This window comes from Curtobacterium sp. MCSS17_008 (genome assembly GCF_003234185.1).
In the GTDB taxonomy this organism is placed as follows: Bacteria; Actinomycetota; Actinomycetes; order Actinomycetales; family Microbacteriaceae; genus Curtobacterium.
Genome location: NZ_QKSM01000003.1, coordinates 104,083 through 117,837 on the forward strand (window position 1 = coordinate 104,083; position 13,755 = coordinate 117,837).

Consider the following 13,755-nt stretch of genomic DNA (forward strand, 5'->3'; position numbering starts at 1 on the left):
GCAATTTACAGCGCTGTAAAGCGGGCGTCAACGGTACGGTGAGCGGGTGGGCCGGGTCACGTTGCAGGACGTCGCGGAGCACGCCGGCGTCTCGATGAAGACGGTCTCGAACGTCGTCCGTGGCTACCAGCACGTCAGCGACGCCATGCGGACGCGGGTGCAGGAGTCCGTCGACGCGCTCGGCTACCGGCCGAACGTGTCCGGCCGCAGCCTCGCGACCGGCCGCACGAACATGCTCGCGTTCGCCTTCCCCGACCTCCGTCGCCCGTACTTCGCCGAGCTGGCACACGTGTTCTCGCAGGTGTGCGCCGCGCACGGGTACCAACTCCTGCTCGAGGAGACCGCCGGGTCCCCGGGCGGGGAGCTGTCCGCCGTCCGCGGGCGCGAGGCGGGCGTGGTCGACGGCGTCGTCATCCACCCCCAGGTGCTCACGCCGGCCGAGATCGACCGCGCCCGCGGCGACACCGCCGTGGTGTTCCTCGGTGAGGACGTGCGGCCCGAGGGCGCGGACCTCGTCGCGATCGACAACGTGCGTGCCGCAGCCGAGGCCGTCGCGCACCTCGCCGCACTCGGCCGCCGACGCATCGGGTTCCTCGGACACGAGGTCGGCGAGCAGTCCCGCACGTCGACGTTCCGTCTCGAGGGGTACCGCGACGGTCTGGCCGCCGCAGGCTTGTCGTTCGACCCGTCGCTCTGCGTCCCGCGTGCCGTCGGCGACGCCCGTGGCGCGGAGGACGCGTTCGGTCGGGCCCTCGACGCGGGCCTGTCGATCGACGCGCTGCTCTGCCGCGACGACCTCGCAGCCGTCGGCGCGCTCCGGGCGATGCGTCTGCGCGGCCTCGAGGCGCCCCGGGACGTCGCGGTGGTCGGGTGGGACGCCATCGGTCTGGCCGCGAGCCTGGTGCCGAGCCTGACGTCGGTCGCACCGGACACCGTCGCGCTCGCCGAGGCCGCGCTCGGGCGTCTGCGCGAGCGCATCGAGGGCCGCCCCGGGGACGGGCGGTCCGTCACGGTGGGGCACCGACTGCTCGTGGGGGAGAGCGCGCCCTACCCGGACGGGTCGGTGGACTGACGCGTCCGGTGACCCGAACGGGCATCCGCCCGCCGACCCGTCGGGAGCACGCGCGGAGCCGTCAGGACAGGCCCGGCTGCACGCTCCCCAGCAGCTCGACCAGGGCGCGCCGCAGTGACCCCGGCAGCCCGATGGCCTCGAGCTCGGCGATGCGGTCGGCGCGTGGCTCGTCGCGGTCCACGACCTCCCACGCGGCGAGCTTCTCCGGGTTGCCGGCCTGGGCGTGCTCGAGCAGCTCGCGTGCCGCGTCGCGGGCGTCGATCCCGACCGTCGGGAGACCGGCCAGGGTGATGACGGCGCCCTCGTCGCTCGTGACCTCGACGTCGACCGAGAAACGGCCGGGCGCGACCACGGCCACGTCCTGCCCGTCGGCAGGGGACCCGAGGAAGGTGATCCGCCACCGTCGCCGCGCCGGGACGGCATCGAGGTCGCCCGATGCCGGGTCGACCCGGAAGGTGGCGGTGTCACGGTCCCATGCGAGCACCGTCCGGCAGACGCTGCCGGCCGGGTCGCCGACACCGCCGGCATCACCGGCACCGCCGGCACCGCCGGCGTCGCCGGCGTCGGCCGCTCCCTCGCGGTCCTCGACGAGCGTGAACGACCCCGACGCGCCCGGTGCGACGAGCACCTCGAGCGCGGTCGGGTTCACCGTCGCGTCGACCTCCTCCGGAGCGGCGAGCGGCAGGATCCCGCCGGCGCGGAGCAGCACCGGGATCGTGTCGATCGTGCGGTGGAGGTCGACGAACCGGTCCCCGGCGTAGGTGGTGCCGGTGAAGACGTCGGTCCACGTGCCGGACGGCAGCCACGCGCGGGCACGGCCGCGCAGGGTCACCGGGTCGCGCGGCTCGACGATCGGCGCGACGAGCAGCTCGGTCCCGAAGGCGTACTCGTTCGGCACGCGGTACGCCTCGTCGCGGTGCGGCTCCAGGTGGTACATCGGCCGGACCAGCGCCGTGCCCGCGGCCGCCAGGTGGTTCATGCTGTGCAGGTAGGGCACGAGCCGGTGGCGGAGGCGCAGGGCCTCGCCCATCGCCGCACGCGGCTCGGCGGGGAACACCCACGGCTCCTTCCGGATGAAGGGGTTGTTCGCCGAGTGCAGGCGCATGATCGGCGAGAACACCCCGAACTGCACCCACCGCGTCGCGAGCTCGTCGTCGCGGACACCGCGGGTGTGGCCGCCGATGTCGTGGCTCCACCAGGGGTACCCGATGTTGGCGGCGGTCGCGGTGAACTCCGGCTGGAACGCCAGCGACGCCCACGAGACCACCGCGTCGCCGGAGAAGCCGACGGCGTAGCGGTGGCTCCCGGGGCCGGCGTAGCGCGAGAAGGTCATGCCGGCGCCGCCGTCCCGCGCCGAGTCGAGCAGGTGGAAGTGGTTGAGCACCCAGAGGGGGTCGACGCCCGGGATGCTCGTCGTGCGGCCCTGCTGCCAGTCGATCCACCAGAAGTCGACGCCCTGCTCCTCGAGCGGGCGGTGCAGGACCTCGAAGTACGCGCGCAGGAAGTCCGGGTCGGTGGGGTCGAACCCGACGGTCTGCTCGGTGTCCGGGTCGATGCCCGTCGCGGCGGCCATCGCCGGGTAGGCGTCCTCGAACGCCCGGACCCCGTCGGCCGGGTGCAGGTTGAGCGTCGTGCGCATGCCGCGGCGGTGCAGCTCGGCGAGGAACGCGGGCGGGTCGGGGAACAGCGACGGCTCCCACGAGTACCCGGTCCACCCGTTGCCGAACCGTGGCGGCACCGAGTCGACACGGTGCCAGTCCATGTCGATCACGGCGACCGAGAAGGGCAGGCGTTCCTCGTCGAACCGGTCGAGCAGCGCCAGGTAGGACTCGTCGGAGTACGGGTGGTACCGGCTCCACCAGTTGCCGAGCGCCCACCGCGGCATCAGCGTCGGCGGCCCGGACACCGCGTGGAACGCACGGAGCGCAGCGGCGTAGTCCCGCCCGTACGCGAAGACGCTGACGTCGCGTCGTCCGGGTACGCGGCTGCCGACCCAGCCGTCGTCCTCGAACAGGAACGACTCGCTGTCGTCGAGCATGACGATGCCGTCCCGCGCCAGGACGCCGGACTCGAGCGGCATCCGGCCGTCGACGTCGTCGAGCGTCCGGCCGGTGCCGCCGAGGTCGCGGGGCTCCTGCCCGTAGCGCCAGCGGTTCGCGTCCGGACCGGACGTCTCGACGACGAACCCGGTCGCCGAGAACGGCCGGCCGTCGTAGCGCAGGGTGGCGCGGTCGGTCGTCACCTCGACGCCGTCGCCGCGGCGCGTCACGGTGTACTCGGGCACCGCGAGCCGGCGTCGGACCGCGAAGGTCGAGGCGCGGTCCTCGAAGCCGCCGTCGTCGCTCCACTCGACCCGGAACAGGCCGTCCTGCAGCACGGTGACGCGCCAGTGGTCGCCCTGCACGACGGCGTCGGGCGAGGCGGCTGGGTCGGACCCCGGGAAGGGGCGGATCGTGGGCAGGGGGCCGGTGGTCGGCGTGGTCACGGTGGTGGTCCTGTCTCGGCCGGTGCGGCCGTCGTCGGTCTGGAGGCTCGGGGTGCGCCCGCCACGCGGCTCGCGTCGGCTGCCCGGGTCGGCCGCGCCGCTCGGGTCAGCTCTTCACGGCACCCTGCGTCACACCGCTGATCACCCAGCGCTGTGCGAACAGGTAGACCACGATCGTCGGCGCCATGGCCATGAGGTACGAGGCGAACGCGACGTTGTAGTTCGTGCCGAACTGGCTCTGGAAGATGTTCTGCACGACGGGCAGCGTCTGCAGGCCGGGGTCGGCGGTGACGAGCGACGGCAGCATGAAGTCGTTCCAGGACGCCAGGAAGGCGAAGATGCCGACGGTGGCGTTCATCGGTCCGAGCAGCGGCAGGATGACCCGCCAGAAGATCTGCCACGTCGAGGCGCCGTCGATGCGTGCGCTCTCCTCGAGCTCGACGGGGATGGAGCGGAGGAACGCCGAGTAGAGCAGCACGCTGAACGACAGTTGGAACATGGCGTGCAGGATCGCGACGCCGACCGGGTTGTCGAGCGAGATCATCGCGGTGAACTTGATCTGCGGCAGCGCGACGACGGGGAACGGCAGGAACATCGCGGCCAGCAGGTACACGAACGACCAGCGGAAGAAGCGGCGGTGCCAGTTCCGCACGATCGCGTACGAGGCGAGCGAGCTGAGCAGCAGCGTCACGACGACGGTCAGGGCGGCCACCCCGAGCGAGACCGAGAACGACACCGGGAACCGGGTGAGGGACCATGCCTCGGCGAAGCTCGCGGGGTTGAACGGCAGCGGCAGGGACAGGGCGTTGCCGTCGACCGCCTGTGCGCTGGTCTTGAACGCCATCGCGACGGTCACGTACAGCGGGACGAGGACGGTGAGGGAGGCGATCGCCAGGACGATCGTCAGGGGCCAGTCGACGCGACCGAGCCGGTGGCGACGCGGACGGTCGGACGTGGTGCGGGCGGCGGCGGTCGCCGGGGACCGGGTGTCGATGGCGCTCATGCGAGTCGGAGGTTCCTTCCGCGCGTCACTGCGAGCTGCAGGACCGAGATGAGGACGGTGATGATGAAGAAGACGGTCGCGTTGGCCATCTGGTAGGCGTAGTCACCGCTGGTGAAGCCGGTGAAGATCGTCATCGCGACGCTGCTCGTCGCCGATCCGGGTCCGCCGTTGGTGAGACCGACGATGACGTCGTAGGCGCCGAGGTAGCCCTTCACGCCGAGCACCGTGTTGATGAGGATGAAGCCGCCGATGAGCGGGAGCGTGATCGACCGGAGTTGCTTCCAGGCCCCGGCCCCGTCGAGCGAACTCGCCTCGTAGACGTCCGTCGGGATCGACGTGAGCCCGGCCGTGTACACGAGCAACGCACCGGGGATCGTCTGCCACGCGGACACGATGACGATGGCGAGCCAGGCGAGGCCCGGGTCGCCGAGGATGCTCTGCTCGAGCGGACCGAACCCGACCGAGGTCGCCAGTGCCGGCAGCGTGTTCGAGAACAGGTAGTTGAACACGTAGGCGACGATGATGCCCGACACGACCATCGGGATGACGAACACCGCACGGAGTCCGCTGGCGAAGCGGACCCGCTTCGTCAGGGCGATGGCCAGTGCCAGGGCGAGCACCTGCGTGACGATCACGGTCACGACCGCGAAACCGAGCGTGAAGCCGTACGACCCGAGGATCGCGGGGTCGGAGACGAGCGCGCGGTAGTTCTCGATGCCCAGGAAGTGCCACTGCCCGAAGCCGAGGTAGTCGGTGAAGCTGTAGAACACACCGACGCACGCCGGCACGACGACGAACGCCGTGAAGAGCACGAGGGCCGGCACGAGGAACAGGTAGTACATGCCCTCGGTGCGGCGCAGCGAGCCGACGCGTCGGTACACGCGGGTGGCGGCTGTGGCAGGACCGGGGCGTGCGTCGTCGGTCTCGGGGGTCAGGGGGGCTTGCATGGTCATGGTGGCTCCTGGGGTCCTGGTCGGCGGTGCCTGGTGCGTCGGTCAGACCGTCGCCGAGCGGCCGGCGAGGCGTCGCCAGTCGGTGTCGAGCCGGCGCAGCATCGACTCGAAGTCGCCGCTCCGGATCGCGGTCTGCAGGTAGTTGCCGAGCGGGATGGAGGTGGGGATGAAGGTGCCGGCGCCCTGGTAGAACGCGCCGTCGTCGACGAACGACTGCAGGCCGACGATCCGCTCGTCCGTCTGCGGCGCCGCGTCCTCGGTGGTCGAGAACGCGAGGTTGTCGATGTTGTAGGTGTCGATCACCTCCGGCCGCATGAGGAACTCGACGAGTTCCTGCGCCTCGTCGAGGTGCGGGGTGGTGGTCGGGATCCAGAGCCCGAGGTCGATGTTGACGCGGACCTGCCGGTCACCGGGGTCGTTCGACACCGGCAGGGGGAACGTCCCCACCGGGAGGTCCTCGTCGACCAGTGCGATCTGGCTGAGCGCCCACGGTCCCTGCAGGTACATCGCGACCTTGCCCTGCCCGAACGCCAGGTTGCCGTCGGCGTAGGAGCGGGTGGCGTGGTCGGGGTTGAAGAAGGACGAGATCTTCTTCGCGCGCTCCATCGGCACCGCGAAGTCCTGCTCGAAGGACACCTCGGAGTCGGGTCCGACGTCCGTGCCGAGCTCCTTCATCTTCCGGAAGAAGGACCCCGTGTCGACGAGGCTGCCCACCGAGTAGTCGAAGAGCCCCTGCCACAGTGTCCACGTGTCGCGGTCGGTGGCGTAGATCGGGATGACGTCGGTCTGCTGCAGCGCCGTGCACACGTCGACGAACTCGTCCCACGTCGTCGGCACGGGCAGGTCCTGCTCGGCGAAGATGCGCTTGTTGTAGATGACGCCGGCGGCGGCGAGCGAGAAGGGCAGCACGCTCGTGCGGTCCTCGAACTTCGCGTACTGGGTGGTCAGCCCGTCGATGTCCTTCCGTACCCGTGCGGCCGACGGCAGGTGGCTCAGGTCGCGGAGCACGCCGCGTTCGATGTACCGGGCGAGCTCGAGGTTGTCGTTGAAGCAACCGACGTCGGCCGGTTCACCGCGGACGAACTGCGGGGCGATGGCGCCGGTGCTGTCGTGGACGACACGCAGCCCGCGGTGCTCACGCTCGAACCTGCGCAGCAGGTCGTCGAAGTAGGCGATGACCTCCTGCTTCTGCTCGTAGAAGCGCAGCGTCGTGCCACCCGCGGCGGCACCGCCCGGGGACGGGGTCGAGCACCCGGCGAGCGCCAGCGTCCCGAGGGCGGTTCCGCCGATGGCGCTCGCGAGGAACCCGCGCCGACTGAGCGCCGACCGTGCCGATGTGCTGCTCATGACCATGGTCACTCCTTCTCGCGCTCCGTCGCGCCAGCCCAGTTTTACAGCGCTGTAAAAGCAATGTCAACGGCATCGTGACCACGCCTCGAGACCCGAGGGCGTCGTGACGGATCAGCCGCGGGGCCGCTGTCCTGCCTCCGCCGCGTAGCGCAGCGCGCGTCCTGCGCACGAGCACGTCCGACTCGGAGGCGCTCGGAGGCGCTCGCGCCCAGCGGTGAGCCCAGTGCGGGCCGTGCAAGCAGGCCGAGCCAGCCGGAAGCGGTCAGGATCGCGAGTGCCCAGGCCGACCGACCAGTCCACAGCCGTCGATCGTCCGGCTCGACGTCGTGCAGGTCCACCCAGGGCACCTCGACGACGTGCTCGGCCGCAGGTGACGTCGCCAGTTGTGTAGCGTTCAGCGCCCCATCACCGGGTAGTTTCGCGGGACAGTCATACGAGAATGCCCAGGCCAGGCGGCCCGAGAGAAGTTGTCGTGGTTGTCACGTTCGAGCGTGAAGCGGTGAACGACCGGCTATCGGACACTGCTGCTGGCTGCTGGCTCCTGGCTGCTGGCTGCTGGGATGATGTGGGTGTGGCCCGCTCCGTTCCTCGCCGATCGTTCTTGTCGATGACAGCGGTTGCGGGCTTGACGCTGGTCAGCTCGGTCGCAGTCACCGGCTGCACGACGTTCCCGCGGGCGTTCAGGAGCTCGGGAACCCGGTGCGATCCCCGAACGGCAGCCGAGGTCGTCCCTGACGCCGGAGCGCTGTTCGGCGTGAACCTCGACTGGGGTCACCAGACACTTCAGGACTACGCGTCTCTGCTGGGCCGGAAGCCCGCTGTCGCGGTGGTGTTCGCCGACATCCCGCTCAACACGCACGACCGCGAGGACGTGAACGCAGCCGCCGAGCAGGTGCGCGGTGAGGGTGGCACGCTGCTCCTCACCCTCGAGCCGCAGAAGGGCCTGGAACCCGTCACTGACCGGGTTGCGGACGACATCGCCGCACTGGTGAACGGGATCCAGCAGAACGGTGTCCCGGTCATCGTGCGATTCGCACACGAGATGAACGGGTCCTGGTACCCCTGGGGGCAGCAGCCCAACGCGTACGTCGCCGCGTTCCGACGGGTCGCCGGCGCGCTGCGGAGTGGAGCGCCCGGTAGCGCGACGATGTGGGCACCGAACGAGGGCGGCGGCTACCCCTTCGCGGGCGGCCCGTCGGCGGCGGTCGCTGGGACGCCTGCCTTCGACGTGCTGGACACGGACGGCGACGGAGTCCTCACGGCACGCGATGACCCGTACACGCCGTACTACCCCGGCGATGACGTCGTCGACTGGGTCGGCCTGTCCATCTACCTCTGGGGAGCCGCGGCACCCTGGGGAGCGAACGTCCTACCGGAGGAAGGCAAGTTCGCAGCGAAGCTCACCGGTACCTACAACGGCGCTGGCGGCGACGAGACCGCCGTACCGGACTTCTACGACCTGTTCGGCGTGCGACGCAACAAGCCGGTCGCCATCCCCGAAACCGCTGCGCTCGTCGTTCCGCGCGGCGACGCCGACGGTGAACTCGCGATCAAGAAGGCATGGTGGTCGCAGGTCTTCTCCGCTGAGACCGCTGCTGCCTTCCCGAACGTACGGATGATCAACTGGTTCGAGTGGGACAAGTACGAAACCGAGGTCCACGAGCAGGTCGACTGGACCGTGACGAACGACCCGACCACACGTGACGCGTTCGTCGAAGCACTGCCCGGATGGCTGCACTTCGCGGCAGCCCCCGAGCACTGCCGAACGGCCGAATCGGGCGCTCGACCCGAAGGGACCGAGCGTCTCGACAGCTGATCGCCCTACGGACGATTCATCAGACCTGTTCGGCGCTGTGATCGAAGGCAAGTGGCAGCAGGTCGCTTGCTGTCACACTCACGAGGCAGTCAGGTCCGGGCAGAATGACGCGGACATGCGGGTGGTAGTCCGCGAGGACTTGGCGGTCGCGGCCACACGGGCTCTTGACACCCCGGCCGTGGTTGCCCACGGCGACCACGTGAGTCAGTTCAGTGGCGCCGCCGGCGCGGGCTGCTCCGAGCGCCACGAGTTCGGCACAGGGTCCGCCCGTGAAGTGGTAGACGTTCACGCCGGTGAAGATCTGGCCGTCTGCGGCGCGAACTGCTGCACCCATGGTGTGCACACCGTCCTCATCTGGGCCGGCATCAGTGACGGCATCGATGGTCGAACGAGCCGCCTCGACAAGGGCATGGTCCTCTTCTGTGAGGACGGCGGCGGAGGGCGGAAGGGCACCGAACATGCTCCGACACTAGGGCGCGCAGAGCGTTCTGGAAGGGGATCGGCTACCGGGCGCGGCCCGAAAAGTGCATGCCAGCGGGCGCCGACGTCAGAGACGCCCGCGCCATCTCGAGCTCATCCCCAGGCGAGATCAAGGAAGCCGTGGTGCAAGCGACCCGAGACGGTACAGGCATGGCCACCGTCACCGTGGTGGCGAACCGGACGCTGGACGCGCTGGTCACACCAGGCATCCCGTTGGACGATCACGTGCGCGGGCCGAGTGCAAGGTTTGGTGCGCTGGCATCCCATGTCGAGAGCAGATGGAGCTTGTCGGCGCTGTCGCTGTGCTCGTCAGGGTAGTAGATCACAAGGATGACCTCGCCCACGGGCAGCTTCTCGCGATGCAGGTCGAGCGGGCCGACCCTGGGATGATCGACCGTCACGCTGCCGCCGTCCAGTGCCCGGACATCATGCCGGGCCCAGAGGGTGCGGAAGCGGGCGCTGGCCAGGGAGAGCTCCCCGACCAGTTCGACCGCGCGGGGATCGCTCTCGTCGTGGCCCAGGGTCTTCCGGGCGGCGCCGACGAACGACGCCACCGCGCCCTCCCAGTCACGGTGGAACCCACGCTCCGCTGGGTCGAGCAGCAGGGACCGCAAGCGGTTCTCCCCGGGGACGAGCCGCGGAGACAATGACACCGCCGCCTTGTTCGAGGCGAGGACGTCGAAGTAGCGTCCCTCGACGAACGCGGGCACGTCGAGGGCGGCGAGCAGGTGCTGCAGTCGTGCCGGGACCCGCTCCACGGGCCGAGCGCGTCTCACGCGCGGCCGTGGCGTCGCGAGGTCCCAGAGCCAGGCCGTCTCGACGTCGTCCAACTGCAGCACACGGGCGAGCGCCTCGAGCACTTGCAGGGAGGGGTTGCTGTCGCGGCCGCGTTCGAGCCTCAGGTAGTAGTCGGCACTGATGCCCGCGAGGAGGGCGACCTCCTCGCGGCGCAGGCCCGGCACCCGTCGACGTGTCCCTGCGGGCAGGCCCACGTGCTCGGGAGAGACCAGGCCGCGCCGGGCCTGCAGGTACTCACCGAGCGCGTTCGTCCGTGCGGCAGCGTCCATGGTCGTGACGATACCCATCAGGCGGTGCCGGAGCAGGGGTCCTGTCACTCCCTGGATCACCCGGGGCCTCGCTGCCCGCGGCGCGCGGGGCGAGCATCGCCCTGCACCCGTTCCCATCAGGAAGAGACACCATGGACATCATCGACCGCGCCGTCCTCGTCATCGGCGGCACCTCCGGCATCGGCCTTGGCCTCGCACGCCGCTTCGCCGCTTCCGGCAGCACCGTCGTCGTCGCCGGACGCGACACCAGCAAGGTCGACGACCTCGAGACCGTTCGCATCGACGTCACCGATGCCGACTCCGTGACCCGCGCCAGGGACGAGGTCCTGGAGGCGCATCCCGACCTCGACATGGTGGTCACGATGTCGGGGGTCATGCTCATGGAAGACCTGCGCGACCCTTCCCACTTCGCCGCCGCAGAGACGACCATAGCCGTGAACCTGCTCGGCACGATCCGTGCCGTGGACGCCTTCACGCCTCATCTGGTCCGTCGCGGAGGCGGGGACGTCGTCACGGTGTCGTCGGGCATCGCGTTCGTCCCGTTCCCACTGATGCCCTCCTACGGAGCGTCGAAGGCGGGCGTCCACGCCTACACCGAGGCTCTGCGGGCTCAGCTCGCCGGCACAGGCGTCCACGTGACCGAGCTCGTCCCGCCGGCCGTCGCGACGGCTGGCCAGGAGAAGATCAACCCGGCAGCCCTGCCCCTCGAGACGTACCTCGACGAGGTCGTCGCCCTGTTGACCCAGGAGCCGGCCCCCGGCGAGGTCGTCGTGCAGGCCGCGCAGCGACTGCGCTGGGCCGAGCGGGACGGCACCTACGCCGAGCTCCTCGCAGCCCGTTCGTTGGCGCTCGACACGCTCCCGGGCCGTTGACCCGATGGCCTCGACGTGCACCGGACCAGGTCCGGCTTTGCTCCGGTCCGCCTTGAGCGTCGACGGCGCCGCTCGGCTGGCGGCCCGTGCAGGGGCCGGCCCCGACCGCACGGACCGCATCCAGGGCCGGTGACCGATGCCCCACCTGGGACCCGAGCTCGAGCCTTTCGACGGCGAGAGGCCGACCGGGGTGGTGCAGCGCGGAGGTGCGTGGTCACCTTCCCGAGGATGCGCGCGAGATGTTCGGCGTCGAACTCGAATCACTTAGAGAGGAACGAGATCATGAAGGCAGTGCAGTTCTCCGAGGTCGGCGGGCCCGAGGTCCTCGAGGTCGTGGACCTCGATCGGCCCGAGCCGGGCGCGGGACAGGTGCGGATCCGCGTGGCCGCATCGGCGTTCAATGCAGCGGACGCCGGGATGCGGGCAGGTTTCCTGCCGATCCCCATCGAGCTGCCCCACGTGCCCGGATACGACGTGTCGGGCACCATCGACGCCATCGGCGACGACGTGACGGCAGCCATGGTGGGTGACGAGGTGATCGCGTTCCTCCCCATGGAACGCGACGGAGGTGCCGCGGAGTTCGTCCTCGCTCCCGCCGAGGCCGTGGTTGCGGCACCGGCGAGCATCCCGCTCGCGGACGCGGCGGGACTCCCGTCCGTCGCCCTGACCGCATGGCAGGCCCTCTTCGATGACGGCGAGCTCCAACAGGGCGAGCGGGTCCTCATCGTCGGCGCCGGTGGTGTCGTCGGCAAGTACGCCATCCAGCTCGCCAAGCGGGCGGGCATCGAGGTCGTCGCCACGGCGAGCCCGCGCAGCATCGAGGCCGTCCGTGCTGCCGGAGCAGACCAGATCATCGATCACACGACGACCGACCTGCTCGGCGCGGTCGACAGGCAGGTGGACGTGCTGCTCAACCTCGCGCCGATCGAACCGGACCTGTTCGGGGCTTACGTGCAGACCGTCCGCGACGGCGGCATCGTCGTCAGCACCACGGCGTTCATGGCCACCCCGAGTGACGCCGCACGCGGCGTCCGGGCAGCGACGGTGTTCGTCCTCCCCCACCGGGACCGACTCACCGAACTCGTCTCACTCGTGGAGACCGGAGCTCTCACGGTGGAGGTGACCCGGCGTATCCCCCTGGAGGAGCTCCCCGCATTACACGCCGAGGCCGCCGAGGGCCGCGTCGCCGGCAAGGTCATCGTCCTTCCCTGATCCCCGCTCGCGGACCCGAACTCGCTACGCCGGTGGCCCACTGCGGCGCACGACGCGCCGGACCACCGGCGACCGACGGCGCAGCGTGAACGGATCGTCGACCTCAACCTTGTGGTCGAGGTGCAGGAGCCGGGCACGATCTGTCGTTGGACCGACGAGGAACGAGCTCGACAAGTGAGAGGAGGATCACATGCCTCGCAGCACCGCTACCGCCGCCTTCGAGCGTTGCCTGGACGAGGTGCGCGCAATCATCGACGACCACCGCCAGTCCTGGCGCATGCTGACGGGATTTCCCGGATTGGCTCGGCTGAACCGTCAGCGACTCCGCCTCGAACAACGAGTCGGTGGTAGCGGTTGTGATCGTGCGTGGCCGTGCGGTCACTTGCTGTCGGCGCGTCCGATCAGGTCTCCGCTGTTGCCGAACACCTCGCGGGCAGCGGACCATGTGTTCTCGTCGAGGTGCAGGGCGCTCCGGAGGTAAGCGGTGCTCATCCGCTGGATGACGGCGACCCGCTCGGGGTTCTCGTCGGTGGTCTCGGCAACTTCATAGCCGACGATCCCACCCAAGCCGTGCTCGGCACCGTAGAAGGTCAGGAGATCGGTGGCGCCGGGGCTGTGCGTGTAGGCGTCGGTGAACCAGTCTGGTCCGCGGCTCGACATCTTCGACTGGTCGTGGTCGCCGGCGACGACGAGCGTCGGGGTGGTGAGCTCGTGGAACGAGGGACGCATGAAGGGGAAGTTTGCCTGCGCGAACGGGTGCAGGTCGTCGCCACCGAGGCCGGTGGCGGCGAAGAGGATGCCCGCGGCGACACGACTGTCAGACATGTCGCCTCCCACCTGACCTTCCTCATCGACGATGCGTGCGCCGAGGAGTGCTTGCGCCGTCTGGCCGCCCCAGGAGTGACCCGTCACGGCGATCCGCTCGCGGTCGACACGGCCGGCAAGACCGGGGACGGCAGTTTCGATGGCCTCGAGCTGCTCGATGATGCGAGTCAGGTCCCTGATGCGCTCGGTCCAGATCGAGGGAAAGACCGGATGATCGAACCCGAACCCGTTCCTCCTTGAGTCCAGGTGCGTGGGCTGGATGACGACAAAGCCGCGGGACGCCCAGAACGCAGTCAGGGGCGCGTATCCGTCGAGGTTCCAACCGTTCCCGTGCGAGAACACGATGACCGGCAGGCCTCTTCCCGTGGCGGGTGCCGACACGCGGACCTCGAGTGGAACGGGCCGGTCCGGCGCTGACAGGGACACGGGAGCGACGGAGACGACCGGGCGTCCGGCGCCGGTGATCTCGTCCAGTGCGGTGATGAGTGATGACGACATGGAAATTGCCTTCCCGAGGAGGATTCGCGCTCTGCGATACTGGTTATCGGAGCGTTGTTCCGCAAGATTACGGAACACGGTTCCGCTGAGCAAGCGGGAGCGCGACCTGGCGAGGAGGGCCT

Annotated in this window: 11 protein-coding genes; 4 read left to right on the plus strand and 7 right to left on the minus strand. The window is 69.9% G+C overall.

Features of this window, described 5'->3' with window-relative positions:
• Nucleotides 1-46 precede the first annotated feature (46 nt).
• The gene (locus tag DEJ23_RS04875; RefSeq protein WP_111239146.1) at nucleotides 47-1,072 is read left to right on the plus strand and encodes a LacI family DNA-binding transcriptional regulator; all 1,026 of its coding nucleotides are present in this window, start codon (nucleotides 47-49) and stop codon (nucleotides 1,070-1,072) included.
• 61 nt (nucleotides 1,073-1,133) lie between these two features.
• Here the strand turns inward: DEJ23_RS04875 and DEJ23_RS04880 are convergent, their stop codons facing one another.
• From DEJ23_RS04880 to DEJ23_RS04895, 4 genes are all read right to left on the minus strand, one after another.
• Nucleotides 1,134-3,557 carry a glycoside hydrolase family 31 protein gene (locus DEJ23_RS04880; RefSeq protein WP_258375248.1) on the minus strand — a complete coding sequence of 808 codons (2,424 nt, stop codon included), beginning with the start codon at nucleotides 3,555-3,557 and terminating at the stop codon, nucleotides 1,134-1,136.
• A 106-nt stretch (nucleotides 3,558-3,663) separates the two neighbouring features.
• Nucleotides 3,664-4,560 (minus strand): carbohydrate ABC transporter permease, encoded by an 897-nt coding sequence (locus DEJ23_RS04885; RefSeq protein WP_111239147.1) that lies wholly within the window; start codon nucleotides 4,558-4,560, stop codon nucleotides 3,664-3,666.
• The gene (locus DEJ23_RS04890) at nucleotides 4,557-5,513 is read right to left on the minus strand and encodes a carbohydrate ABC transporter permease (RefSeq protein WP_111239148.1); all 957 of its coding nucleotides are present in this window, start codon (nucleotides 5,511-5,513) and stop codon (nucleotides 4,557-4,559) included. The genes DEJ23_RS04885 and DEJ23_RS04890 overlap by 4 nt, the downstream gene beginning before the upstream one ends.
• A 42-nt stretch (nucleotides 5,514-5,555) precedes the next feature.
• Entirely contained in the window at nucleotides 5,556-6,860 is a 1,305-nt protein-coding gene (locus DEJ23_RS04895; RefSeq protein WP_111239292.1) for an ABC transporter substrate-binding protein, read from the minus strand.
• A gap of 442 nt (nucleotides 6,861-7,302) precedes the next feature.
• Between DEJ23_RS04895 and DEJ23_RS04900 the strand changes: the two genes are divergently transcribed.
• Nucleotides 7,303-8,679 carry a glycoside hydrolase family 26 protein gene (locus DEJ23_RS04900; protein WP_258375249.1) on the plus strand — a complete coding sequence of 459 codons (1,377 nt, stop codon included), beginning with the start codon at nucleotides 7,303-7,305 and terminating at the stop codon, nucleotides 8,677-8,679.
• 19 nt (nucleotides 8,680-8,698) lie between these two features.
• Here DEJ23_RS04900 and DEJ23_RS04905 read toward each other — a convergent pair whose 3' ends face one another.
• Both DEJ23_RS04905 and DEJ23_RS04910 read right to left on the minus strand, forming a co-directional pair.
• A complete protein-coding gene (locus tag DEJ23_RS04905; RefSeq protein WP_111239150.1) occupies nucleotides 8,699-9,139 on the minus strand; it encodes a cytidine deaminase in 441 nt (146 codons plus the stop codon).
• 241 nt (nucleotides 9,140-9,380) lie between these two features.
• Nucleotides 9,381-10,226 (minus strand): helix-turn-helix domain-containing protein, encoded by an 846-nt coding sequence (locus DEJ23_RS04910; protein WP_111239293.1) that lies wholly within the window; start codon nucleotides 10,224-10,226, stop codon nucleotides 9,381-9,383.
• Between the two features lie 131 nt (nucleotides 10,227-10,357).
• Here DEJ23_RS04910 and DEJ23_RS04915 point away from each other — a divergent pair, with 131 nt between their 5' ends.
• On the plus strand, nucleotides 10,358-11,098 hold the full coding sequence (locus DEJ23_RS04915; protein ID WP_111239151.1) for an SDR family oxidoreductase: 741 nt from the start codon (nucleotides 10,358-10,360) through the stop codon (nucleotides 11,096-11,098).
• Between the two features lie 282 nt (nucleotides 11,099-11,380).
• Entirely contained in the window at nucleotides 11,381-12,310 is a 930-nt protein-coding gene (locus DEJ23_RS04925) for an NADP-dependent oxidoreductase (RefSeq protein WP_111239152.1), read from the plus strand.
• Nucleotides 12,311-12,688: 378 nt separating this feature from the next.
• On the opposite strand, the gene DEJ23_RS04930 is transcribed toward DEJ23_RS04925, so the two are convergent.
• Complete coding sequence (locus DEJ23_RS04930; protein ID WP_220034187.1) at nucleotides 12,689-13,726, minus strand: alpha/beta fold hydrolase; 1,038 nt, start codon at nucleotides 13,724-13,726, stop codon at nucleotides 12,689-12,691.
• Between the last annotated feature and the right edge of the window lie 29 nt (nucleotides 13,727-13,755).

Excerpts from the sequence above, each read along its gene's own strand:
- DEJ23_RS04925 (WP_111239152.1), top strand. The coding sequence starts at position 11,381 with ATGAAGGCAGTGCAGTTCTCCGAGGTCGGCGGGCCCGAGGTCCTCGAG.
- DEJ23_RS04910 (WP_111239293.1), bottom strand. The coding sequence starts at position 10,226 with ATGGACGCTGCCGCACGGACGAACGCGCTCGGTGAGTACCTGCAGGCC.
- DEJ23_RS04885 (WP_111239147.1), bottom strand. The coding sequence starts at position 4,560 with ATGAGCGCCATCGACACCCGGTCCCCGGCGACCGCCGCCGCCCGCACC.
- DEJ23_RS04915 (WP_111239151.1), top strand. The coding sequence starts at position 10,358 with ATGGACATCATCGACCGCGCCGTCCTCGTCATCGGCGGCACCTCCGGC.
- DEJ23_RS04890 (WP_111239148.1), bottom strand. The coding sequence starts at position 5,513 with ATGACCATGCAAGCCCCCCTGACCCCCGAGACCGACGACGCACGCCCC.
- DEJ23_RS04900 (WP_258375249.1), top strand. The coding sequence starts at position 7,303 with ATGCCCAGGCCAGGCGGCCCGAGAGAAGTTGTCGTGGTTGTCACGTTC.
- DEJ23_RS04905 (WP_111239150.1), bottom strand. The coding sequence starts at position 9,139 with ATGTTCGGTGCCCTTCCGCCCTCCGCCGCCGTCCTCACAGAAGAGGAC.
- DEJ23_RS04895 (WP_111239292.1), bottom strand. The coding sequence starts at position 6,860 with ATGAGCAGCACATCGGCACGGTCGGCGCTCAGTCGGCGCGGGTTCCTC.